Below are 11,073 nucleotides of genomic sequence, written 5' to 3'. Positions count from 1 at the left end.
CGCCACCCCCGCCAGCAGCCCCACCGCCGGCGCCGACCACGCGTCGGCCGCCACCGCGCCCAGCACCCCGTCCACACGCACCCCCGCCCACCGGCGCACCCCCGCACCACCGGGAACCGCGTACGAGTGCGGCGCGTCGGCCGCCAGCAACGCCGCGACCTCCCCCTCCTCCTCCACACCCAGCCACCCGGCAGCGCCCACGCCCCCACGCTCCACCGGCCCGCAGACCACCGAGCCGAAACCGCGAGCGGAGGCGGAGGCGAGGGCCGGAGCCGACAGGCTCATCCAGGAGAACCGCCCGCTCTCCTCCAGCCCGTCCAGCTTCACCACCACATCCCGCACCAGCTCCGCATCCCCCACCGGCCGGTACGACGGCCCCACCTCACCCAGCGCATGCCGCACCAGATCCACCGCACACGACACGCCACCCCACACGGCCAGCCGATCCCGCAACGCCAGGCCCGGCCCCGCCGCCACCACCGCGTCCCCCAGCGCCCAGGCCCGCGCACCCCCGCGCAGCCCCTGACCCGCCCACATCACCAGATCGTCGTCCCCGCACGCCGACCGCAGCTCACCGGCCGACCGCAACTCCCGGATCACGCACCCGCCCCACTCACAAGATCGCGCCGGGACGGTACGCCGCCGCCTCCGGATGCGCCGCCACGACCTCACCCACCATCCGCACGACCTCCCGCACCTGATCGGCCGCCGCACCCGTGAACGACACCCGATCCGCCAGCAACCCCTCCAGCCGCCCCCGATCCAGCGGGAACCGCTCATCGGCCGCCAGCAGATCCAGCAGCTCATTGGCCGCCCCCCGCGACCGCATCGCCAGCGCCGCCGCCACCGCATGCTCCTTGATCAGCTCATGCGCCTGCTCACGCCCCACCCCGGCCCGCACCGCCGCCATCAGCATCTTCGTCGTCGCCAGGAACGGCAGATACCGATCCAGCTCGGCCGCGATCACCGCCGGGAACGCGCCGAACTCGTCCAGCACCGTCAGCATCGTCTCCACCAGCCCGTCGAAGGCGAAGAACGCGTCCGGCAACGCCACCCGGCGCACCACCGAGCACGACACGTCACCCTCGTTCCACTGATCACCCGCCAGCTCGCCCACCATCGAGGCATAACCCCGCAGCACCACCGCCAGGCCGTTCACCCGCTCACAGGAACGGGTGTTCATCTTGTGCGGCATCGCCGACGAACCGACCTGCCCCTCCTTGAACCCCTCGGTCACCAGCTCATGCCCGGCCATCAGCCGGATCGTCCTGGCCAGCGACGACGGCGCCGCCGCCAGCTGCACCAGCGCGCTCACCACCTCGAAGTCCAGCGAACGCGGATACACCTGCCCCACACTGGTGAAACGCCGCTCGAACCCCAGATGCGCGGCCACCCGCCCCTCCAGCTCGGCCAGCCGCCCCCGGTCACCCCCCAGCAGATCCAGCATGTCCTGCGCCGTGCCCACCGGCCCCTTGATCCCCCGCAGCGGATAACGGCCGATCAGCTCCTCCAGCCGCCGATACGCCACCAGCAGCTCGTCGGCCGCCGACGCGAACCGCTTGCCCAGCGTCGTGGCCTGCGCCGCCACATTGTGCGAACGCCCGGCGACCACCGTCGCCTCGTGCTCCTGCGCCAGCCCCGCCAGCCGCCCCAGCAGCGCCACCACCCGGTCACGCACCAGCAGCAGGCTGTCACGCACCTGCAACTGCTCGACGTTCTCGGTCAGGTCACGCGAGGTCATGCCCTTGTGCACCTGCTCGTGCCCGGCCAGCGCGTTGAACTCCTCGATCCGCGCCTTCACGTCATGCCGCGTGACCCGCTCCCGCGCCGCGATCGACTCCAGATCGACCTGCTCGACCACCTTCTCGTAGTCGGCCACCGCGCCGGCGGGCACCGCGACCCCCAGCTCGGCCTGCGCCCGCAGCACCGCCAGCCACAACCGCCGCTCAGCGATGATCTTGTATTCGGGCGACCACAGACGGGCCAGCTCGGCCGAGGCATAACGACCGGCCAGGACATTGGGGATACGCGGCTTCGAAGTCACGTTGGACAAGTCTATTCACACCGCCCGCCCCGGCCATCACATGGACCACCTGCCACCGAATCTGCCCTCTACCTGTCGGTGCGGGCTGGTTTTCAGCAGTTTTGAAAGATCTACATAGATCTCTGCCCTTTACGATGTAGATCAAGATAGGGGACCGGGGCCAGGCCCGCCTCACCTGCGCGCCCCCGGCGGCGTTGCGGCGGGTGATCAGTTACCCGCCTTTCGTCATCTCGCCCATTGCGGGCAGAACGCGACGTGCAACTGTTCCCAGTCGCGAAAGCCGGAAGCCGCGTCCCAGTCGCAGATGGCTCGGCACGTGTGATAGTTGCATCCAACCGGTTGGTAGAAGCCCGCTGCGGCGGCGGGCGGCCCCGGCGTACTGCGGGCGGCCGCCGAGCGTCGCTGATCCTTTACACCTCTTTTCGCGCAAGTGTGATGGATTGGAGTCCGGGCGGCACCACCCACCACCGATCAGAAGATGGAGACCCATGCGCACGACACTGTGGGCCGGCCCGATAGCGGCGCTCATGCTGAGCACGGGCCTCGCCGCCTGCGGCACCGGCGACGACGCGACCGGCACCCCCGGCACGCCCGCCGCCACCGGCTCAGGCGCGGCGCCCACCGCCGTGGTCACCAGCACGCCGGCCGGCTCCCCCACCGCCGCCACCCACGATCTGGGCGCCCCGGAGGAGCTGGCGCGCGGCATCGACGTGCCGTGGGGGCTGACGTTCCTGCCCGGCGGGGACGCGCTGATCGCCGAACGCGACACCGGCAGGGTCCTGCGCCTGACGCCGGGCGGCCGGCCCCGCGAGGTCACCACCGTGCCGGGGGTCGCCTCGGGCGGCGAAGGCGGGCTGCTCGGGCTGGCCGCCTCCCCCGGCTTCGCCACCGACAACCTCGTCTACGCCTACCTCACCGCCGCCGACGACAACCGCATCATCCGATTCCGGCTCGACGGCGGCGACCCCGAGGTCGTCTTCTCCGGCATCGCCAAGGCGAGCTTTCACAACGGCGGCCGCATCGCCTTCGGCCCGGACGGCATGCTGTACGCCGGCACCGGCGACGCCGGCGACACCGCCCTCTCCCAGGACCCGGACAGCCCCAACGGCAAGATCCTGCGGCTGACGCCCGACGGGAAACCGGCGCCCGGCAACCCCACCCCCGGCTCTCCCGTCTACAGCCTCGGCCACCGCAACGTCCAAGGTCTCGCCTGGGACGACGAGGACCGCCTGTTCGCCACCGAGTTCGGCCAGAACGACCTGGACGAGGTCAACCTCATCCGGCCGGGACGCAACTACGGCTGGCCCGAGGTGGAAGGAGAGGGCGACACCGGCGGCGGCCGCTACACCAACCCGCTGGTCACCTGGCCCGTCCGCGAGGCGTCCCCGTCCGGGATGGCCATCGCGGGCACCACCGCGTACGTCGCCGCACTTCGCGGCGAACGGCTCTGGGCCCTGCCCCTCGACGGCGGCACCGTGGGACAACCCGTCGCTCGGCTCGAGGGGCGCTACGGCCGGCTGCGCACGGTGCAGGTCGCACCGGACGGCGCCCTGTGGGTCACCACGTCCAACACCGACGGCCGCGGCGACCTCCGCGACGGCGACGACCGCGTCCTGCGCTTCCCGGCCCGCTGACCACGCCGATCGCGGGTGATGCGGGCCACGAGTCGGCTGCCGATGGCGGCGTACACGCCCAGCGCGGGCACACCCGGAACGGCGGGCACGCCCAGGACGCCCGCGTGGCATGCCCAGGGCGGCAGGCACGCCCGGGACGGCGGCGTGGCGCGCCACCGGGTCCTCAGCCCGGGACGACGGCGCCCGGCCGGGCGCCTTCCAGCACGTCGCGCAGTTGCGACCGGGCCGTGATGCCCAGTTTCGGGAACACCCGGTACAGGTGGGAGCCGACCGTGCGCGGCGAGAGGTAGAGCCGCTCGCCGATCTCCCGGTTGGTCAGGCCGCGGGCCGCGAGCCGGACGATCTGCTGCTGCTGGGGGCTGAGCTCGGTCAGCGCGCCCGGCACGGGGCCGGCGGCGGCCTCGATGCCGGCGGCCCGCAGCTCCGCCTCCGCCCGCCCGATCCAGGGCCGCGCGCCGAGCCGCCGGAACGTCTCGAGCGCCGCGATCAGCAGCGGGCGCGCCTCGGCGATGCGGCGCCGCCTCCTGAGCCACTCCCCGTAGTCCAGCCGGGTCTGCGCCCGTTCGAACGGCCACTGCTCGCCGGCCTCGTCCGCCAGGGCCGCCTGGAAGTACGGCTCGGCCCGGTCCGGCTCGGCGAGCAGGGCGCGGCCCCGGCCGAGCAGCGCGGCGATCCGTGCCGACCTGCTGCCGGCGAGCCGGCGCGCCGATCGTTCCAGCAGGTCGGCGGCTTCCTCGTGGCGCCCCCGGCGTACGGCCGCCGCGGCGAGGTCGGCCAGGACCGTGGCGGAGACGTGGTAGTGGACCGGGTCGCCGGCAGCGGTGTAGGCGGAGCGGAAGTGCGCGTAGGCCGCGTCGTAGTCCCCCTCGGCCACGGCCGCCAGACCCAGGGCGCGGCGTGCGGAGGCCGCGATGGAGCGGCTCTCCAGCGGATCGACGAGGGTCAACGCCCGCTCGGCGCCGCGGCGCGCGCCGGCCGTCTCGCCGAGCAGGGCGAGCACCGTCGCGTCGAGCACGTGGGCGCACGCCTCGGCGTGCTCCAGCCCGGCCGCCGAACCCACCGCCGAGATCTCGGCGGCGACCGAGCGGGCCTCGGCCCATCGGCCCTGCTCCAGATAGGTCCAGCCGACGGCGCTCGCCAGGCCGTCGGGCAGCGGGCCCCGGGCCCGCCACCGGTCGTGCGCCTCGTCGAACGTCCTGGCTGCCAGAGCGGTCTGGTCCAGGACCCAGGCCACGACGGCCAGCGCGGTCAGGCCGCCGGCGTCGTCCCGGGCCGCGGCGATGAGCGCGGGCAGCGCCGGCACGAGCGCGGCTCCCGCGCCGTGCGGGTCGCAGACGGCTGCCACCCAGGCGCGCAGGACTCCCCCGGCGACGGGGTCCGCCACGACCGATCCCGGCACGAGCGGGGCGAGGAGGGTGGAGAGCAGGTTGTCGATCTGTTGCCGATGGGACTCCTCGCCCGAGTAGTAGCGGACCACCGCGGCGGCGGCGAGGGCGTCCAGCGCGTGGGGTGAGCGGGCGGCCGCCGCCTCGCCCGCGACGCGGGTCAGCAGCGCGAAGGCCGGCGCGTGGCGCCGGCGCAGCGTCATGAGCTGCCCGGTGGCCAGCGCGGCCCTGCTGGTCAGCGCCGGGTCGTCACTGTGCCGCCCGACCTCGGCGGCCAGGCGTTCCACCCAGCCGAGCTGGCCGGTGAACACGGCCTCGGCGGCGGCCTCGGTCAGCAGCCGCGCCTGGTCCGCGCGGCGCGGGCTCAGCTCCGCGGCGCGTTCCAGGGCCGCCGCGGCGGCGGCGTGGCCGCCCCGGCGCCGCGCCCGGCCGGCCGTCTCCCGCAGGGCGGCGGCCACGTCCTCGTCGGGACGCGTGGCAGCGGCGGCGAGGTGCCAGGCCCGCCGGTCGGGCTCCTCGCTCAGCTCCGCCAGCGCCAGATGCGCCTGCCTGCGCTCCCCGAAGGAGGCGGCGTGGTAGACGGCCGAGCGGATCAGCGGGTGACGGAAGGAGATCCGGGGGCCGTCCTGGCGTACGAGACCGGCCCGCTCCGCGGGCGCCCACGCCCGGTCGCCGGCCTCGGGAAGCCCGCGGGAGGCCGCCGGCCCGTCGGCCGCGTCGGCGGCCGCGAGCAGCAGCAGGGAACGGCGGGTCGCCTCCGGCAGGAGCCGCGCCTGCCCGGCGAAGATCCGCTCCAGCCGGTCGGTGACGGGCAGCGGCCCCTGCCCTCCGCCCGGGTGGCGGGTGGCGGCGGCGCGGGAGAGCTCGATCAGGGCCAGCGGGTTGCCGGCGGCCTCCTGGAGGATCCGCTGCCGGGCCCGTCCGGTGGGCGGCGCGGGCTGCCGGTCGAGCAGCCGGTCGGCCGCCGCGCCGCCCAGCGGGACGAGCTCCAGGCGCCGGTATCCCCGGTCGAACCCCGGCAGCGCGGCCGCGGCGCGCACGCCCACCAGCAGCGTGACGGGTTCGCCGGCCAGGCGCCGGGCCACGAAGGAGAGCACGTCCAGCGAGGCGCGGTCGATCCACTGGGCGTCGTCGGCCACCACGAGCAGCGGCGCCGCCTCCGAAAGGTCCGACAGCAGGGTGAGGACGGCCGCGCCGACGAGCATGCCGCCGGGGGCCTCGGCGGGTTCGTCCAGCCCCAGGACGGCCCGCAGCGCGGCGCGCTGCCGCGGCGGCAGGCCGTCGAGCCCGCCGGGCACCGGGTGGAGCAGCTGGTGGAGACCGGCGAACCCCAGGTGCGCCTCGGACTCGCTGCCGGTCACGCGCAGCACCCGTCCGCCCTCGCGCCGGACGCGGCCGGCCGCGAAGCCGAGCAGCTCGCTCTTGCCTGCCCCGGGGTCGCCCGTGACGATCAGCACCTGGCCGCGGGAGCGCCCGGCGGCGATGCCGCGGAGGATCTCCGCGATCTCGGCCTCCCGCCCCACCATCGCGGTCTCGGTCTCCCGGCCGACCATCGCGGTCTCGGCTACCGGGTCGGCCACCGCGGTCTCGGCTACCGGGTCGGCCACCGCAATCTCGGCCTCCCGGCCGACCACCATGATCTCGGGCTCCCGGCCCCTCATCGGTGGGTCGGGATCGTGTGCCGGGCCCTGGTTCCCTTGAGCCCTTCCACCATGGTCCACGGATGCTCCAGGAATTCGCTCGGATGAGGGCCGGGATGGCGTCTGCCTCGCCCAAGGGCGCCGGTCCTGACGTCGGGTGTCCGGACCGGCTTGCAACACCCGCCCCGCCCGGGATATTCCGGCCGGCCGGCGCCGGCCGGGAGGGCGGCACGTGCAGTCGGGTGACGGATACCGGCCGGCGCCCGCGATGAGCACGATGGTGGACGTCCCGCCGCGCGGCCATCGGGAAAGCGGCCCTACCGCGCGGTCCTGGCCTCATCAGGCGGTGCGGGACTTGGTGACATATCGCAACGGAGTGCAGACATGAACAGTGTTGATCCTTCACCCGCGCTGAGCCGGCGCGGCTTCGCCGCGGTCGCGGCAGGCCTCGGCGCCGCCGGGCTGCTGGGCGGCGTGGCGGCCCGGCCGGCGGGCGCGTCCGCAGCGGCCCTGGCCGGGGACGGCGGCCGGACCCGCGTCGAGACGATCCGGCTGGGCAAGGTCACCGTCACCCGCGTCGTGGAGTTCAGCGGCCCGGTCGGCCTGACTTCACGCCAGTTCTTCCCCGGCAGCCCGGCGGAGCTGTGGGAGGAGAACAAGGACTGGCTGAGCCCGGACTTCTGGAAGCCGGGCACCGACATGGTCCATTCCGCCCTGCAGACCTGGGTCCTGCGCAGCGAGGGCAGGACGATCCTGATCGACACCGGCGCGGGCAACGGCAAGTTCCGCCCGTACGCCAAGCAGTGGCAGTACATGGACACCGATTTCCTGCGCCGCCTGTCCCGGGCGGGGGTGCGTCCGCAGGACGTCGACGTCGTCGTCAACACCCACCTGCACAACGACCACGTCGGCTGGAACACCCGGCGCGAGGGCCGCGACTGGGTGCCCACCTTCCCCCGCGCCACCTACCTGATCCCGAAGGTCGAGTTCGACTTCTGGAACCCCGCGGGCCCGGTGCGGCCGAAGTACTGGCAGGGCAACCAGAACGTCTGGGAGGACAGCGTGCTGCCGGTGCACGAGGCGGGCCAGGTGACGCTGTGGGAGGACGCCTACACCCTCGACTCCAGCCTGACGCTGCACCTCGCCGCCGGGCACACCCCCGGCTCGTCGGTGCTCCGGCTGAAGTCGGGCGGCGACAGGGCGGTGTTCATCGGCGACCTGCTGCACACCCCGCTGCAGCTCGAACATCCCGAGTTCAACAGCTGTTTCGAGGAGGACGAGAAGCAGGCGCTCGCGACCCGGCGCCGCGAGCTGGAGTGGGCCGCCGACCACAAGGCCCTCATCCTGCCCGCGCACCTGCCCGGCCACGGCGCCGCCGAGGTGGTGCGCGACGGCGGCACCTTCACGATCAAGAAGTGGGCCGGTTTCAGCCGCGTCTGACCCGGCCGCCCGCGCCCGCGCCGCCAAGCCGGCGTATCCCCGGGCCGCCCGGCGCCGCGCCTCCAACCGGCGCACCCTCCGGCCGGCGCCCTCCGGCCGGTGCGCCCTCCGGCCCACCCCCCGGCAGCCCGGCACGACGCCGTGCGGCCCCGTCCCACCCAGCGAGATCCGGAGAGGCATCGCCGTGAACCACCAGCCCGGCCCCGTCGTCACCACCGACCGGGGAGCCGTCCGCGGCCTGCGCCGGGGCGCCGTCCGTACCTTCCTGAACATCCCCTACGCCGCGCCGCCCCGCGGCGCCGGCCGCTTCGCGCCGCCGCGGCCGCACGAGCCGTGGGACGGCGTGCGCGACGCCACGGCGCCCGGCCCCAACGCGCCGCAGTCCGAGCGCAGGCTCGGCACGGTGGACATGTCCCCCTACTTCGGCGCCGGTTGGAGCCGCGGGGAGGACTACCTCACCGTCAGCGTCTTCACCCCCGCCGCCGGGGGCGGCGGGCTGCCGGTCATGGTGTTCGTGCACGGCGGCGGGTTCGTCGCCGGCTCGACGCGGTCCCTGATGTACGACGGCTCGGCGTTCGCCCGCGACGGCGTCGTCCTGGTCACCCTCAACTACCGGCTCGGCATCGCCGGCTTCCTCGACCTGCCCGGCGCGCCCGCCAACCGCGGCCTGCTCGACGTGGTCGCCGCGCTGCGCTGGGTGCGCGAGAACGCCGCCGCCTTCGGCGGTGACCCGCACAACGTCACCCTCTTCGGCCAGTCGGCCGGGGCGACCATCGTCGGCGGCGTCCTGGCCACCGCCGGGGACCGCGGCCTGTTCCGGCGGGCGATCGTGCAGAGCGGCAGCGGGCTGGGCGCGTTCACCACCGAGCAGGCCGCCCGCGTCACCGGGGCGGCGGCGCGGGTCCTGGGCGTCGAGGCCCACGCCGCCGCCTTCGCCGGCGTCCCCGACGAAGACCTGGTCGCGGCCGCCTCCCGGCTCACGGACCTCGATCTGCGGACCGCGACCCACCGCGACCCGCTGATCGGGCTCAGCCCCTTCAGCCTCGTCCTGGACACCCAGCCCGCCGCCTCGGTCGCCGCCGGCGCGGGCGCGGGCGTCGATCTGCTCGTCGGCACCAACACCGAGGAGGGCAACCTCTATCTGGTCCCGGCGGGCACGTACGCCACCTCGACCGCCGCCGACGTCCACGGGGCGGCGGCGCGCTCGCACCCGGATCCGGAGCGGCTGGTCGAGACCTACCGCAGGTCGCGCCCCGGGGCGTCGCCGGCGGAACTGCGCTCCGCGATCATGACCGACGCCCTGTTCGGCGCGGGCAGCCGCGCACTGGCCGGCGCGCACGCCGCCCTGCCCGGGTCCGCCACCTACGCTTACGAGTTCGCCTGGCGCTCCCCGGCCCTGGACGGGCGGCTCGGCGCCGCCCACGCGGTCGAGCTGCCCTTCGTCTTCGACCTGGCCGACCGGCCCGAGCTGCACGGCCCCCACGCCCTGCTCGGCCCCGGCGCGGCGCCCGCGCACCTCGCCGGCCGCGTCCACCGCGCCTGGGTCCGGTTCGCCCGGACCGGCGACCCCGGCTGGGACCCGTACGACACCCGCCGCCGGGCGACCATGCGCATCGACACCGGCTGGACCCTGGTCGACGACCCCCGCGCCGCGGAGCGCCTGGCCTGGACCTGACCCGGGCGGCGGTGAATCGTCCTAGGATGAGCCGGTATGCGACTGGCCTGGGTCCTGCTTCTGCTGCTCGCGGGATGTGCTCCCGGTGCCGGATCACCAGCCCGCACCCCCGACGCGCCGGCCGGGTCGTGGCAGCTGACGCACACCTGGAACGGGCCCGGCGAGCACAAGTGGCACTCGATCGCCGCCCTGAGCACCGGGGAGGCGTGGGCCTTCGCCGCGGGCGACACGCCACTGATGCTCCGATGGGACGGGCGCGCCTGGCGGACCGCGCGGCCGCCGGAGCACTTCCGCATCGCGGGGTACGGCTTCGGGTTCCGGACCTCGCCCGCCGGTGACGACCTCTGGCTGGTGGCCGGCGGCGTGTGGCAGCGGGTGCGGGACGCGTGGGTGAGACGGCCCCGGCCGTCCCGCTACGAGGACCTCGACAGCAAGGACCTGGCGGTCACCGCCAGGGGACAGGTGTGGCTGGCCGAGACCGGCGAGTACGGCGGGTGGTACCTGCACCGCCGCGACGGCGGCACGTGGAAACCGGTACGCCCGCCCGGCGGCGAGCCGGGCTCGACGTGGCTGGAGCGCGTCGCCGCCTCCGGCCCGGGACATCTCTGGGCGATCCAGCACGCAGGCGGCGCGGCCCGGGCCATCCGATGGGAGGGCTCACGGTGGAGCGTCCACCCCCTGCCCCACGTCCCGGCCCCGTCCCCCGCCCCCACCGGCTGCGTGAGCGGCACCGGACGGCCCCGGTTCGCCGTCCAGGCGCTGGCCGTGCCCGCCGACGGCGACGCCTGGGCCGTGGGATCGGTCCTGGTGGGCGAGCCCGGCGCGTGCCCGCACTCCGTCGCCGCCGACGGCGTCGTCCTGCGCTGGCGGGACGGGCGGTGGAGCCGGGTGCCGCGCCCGATGCCCGGCACCGCGCTGACCGCCGCGCGGGCGGACACCGAGGGAGGGGTGTGGATCGCGGCCAACCCCGCCGAGGGGCGCCGGCCGTACCTGCTGCACGTCAAGGACGGGCGGTGGACCGAGCACCCGCTGCCGGAGGGCCCGACCGAGATCATGGACCTGGCGCCGGTGCCCGGCACCACCCGCGTGTGGGTGTACGCCAGGCAGGGCACCCAGGCGTCACGTCTCTACCGGCTGACCCCGTGACGCGCCCCGCCACGTCACGATCACGCCATCCGGCCGCACAGCGACGACGGCCGGGCCGCCGCCGGGCCGCCGCCGGCCGTGGTAACGATTGAGGTACCCAGGCCCCGCC

General features: G+C 75.2%; 7 protein-coding genes. 4 read left to right on the top strand and 3 right to left on the bottom strand.

Annotated elements, in window-relative coordinates:
* Together IO39_RS55460 and purB are read right to left on the bottom strand one after the other, a co-directional pair.
* Positions 1–600 (bottom strand): hypothetical protein (locus IO39_RS55460; RefSeq protein WP_052424086.1); only part of this gene is annotated, 600 nt, incomplete at its 3' end.
* 13 nt (positions 601–613) lie between these two features.
* The gene (purB, locus tag IO39_RS41760) at positions 614–2,044 is read right to left on the bottom strand and encodes an adenylosuccinate lyase (protein WP_043636620.1); all 1,431 of its coding nucleotides are present in this window, start codon (positions 2,042–2,044) and stop codon (positions 614–616) included.
* A gap of 488 nt (positions 2,045–2,532) precedes the next feature.
* On the opposite strand from purB, the gene IO39_RS41755 reads away from it, so the two are divergent.
* The gene (locus IO39_RS41755; RefSeq protein ID WP_043636598.1) at positions 2,533–3,678 is read left to right on the top strand and encodes a PQQ-dependent sugar dehydrogenase; all 1,146 of its coding nucleotides are present in this window, start codon (positions 2,533–2,535) and stop codon (positions 3,676–3,678) included.
* 163 nt (positions 3,679–3,841) lie between these two features.
* Here the strand turns inward: IO39_RS41755 and IO39_RS41750 are convergent, their stop codons facing one another.
* Positions 3,842–6,724 carry a helix-turn-helix transcriptional regulator gene (locus tag IO39_RS41750; RefSeq protein WP_245642576.1) on the bottom strand — a complete coding sequence of 961 codons (2,883 nt, stop codon included), beginning with the start codon at positions 6,722–6,724 and terminating at the stop codon, positions 3,842–3,844.
* A gap of 363 nt (positions 6,725–7,087) precedes the next feature.
* Between IO39_RS41750 and IO39_RS41745 the strand changes: the two genes are divergently transcribed.
* From IO39_RS41745 to IO39_RS41735, 3 genes are all read left to right on the top strand, one after another.
* Positions 7,088–8,143 (top strand): MBL fold metallo-hydrolase, encoded by a 1,056-nt coding sequence (locus IO39_RS41745; RefSeq protein WP_084774458.1) that lies wholly within the window; start codon positions 7,088–7,090, stop codon positions 8,141–8,143.
* A 184-nt stretch (positions 8,144–8,327) separates the two neighbouring features.
* Positions 8,328–9,818: a carboxylesterase/lipase family protein gene (locus IO39_RS41740; RefSeq protein ID WP_043636594.1), complete on the top strand. Its 1,491-nt coding sequence runs from the start codon at positions 8,328–8,330 to the stop codon at positions 9,816–9,818.
* A 36-nt stretch (positions 9,819–9,854) separates the two neighbouring features.
* On the top strand, positions 9,855–10,964 hold the full coding sequence (locus tag IO39_RS41735) for an NHL repeat-containing protein (protein WP_043636590.1): 1,110 nt from the start codon (positions 9,855–9,857) through the stop codon (positions 10,962–10,964).
* The last annotated feature ends 109 nt before the right edge of the window (positions 10,965–11,073 follow it).

It is taken from the genome of Nonomuraea candida, from assembly GCF_000725485.1.
Classification (GTDB): Bacteria; Actinomycetota; Actinomycetes; order Streptosporangiales; family Streptosporangiaceae; genus Nonomuraea; species Nonomuraea candida.
Note: the sequence above shows the minus strand (reverse complement) of the source record. Positions and strands in the feature narration are given on the sequence as shown.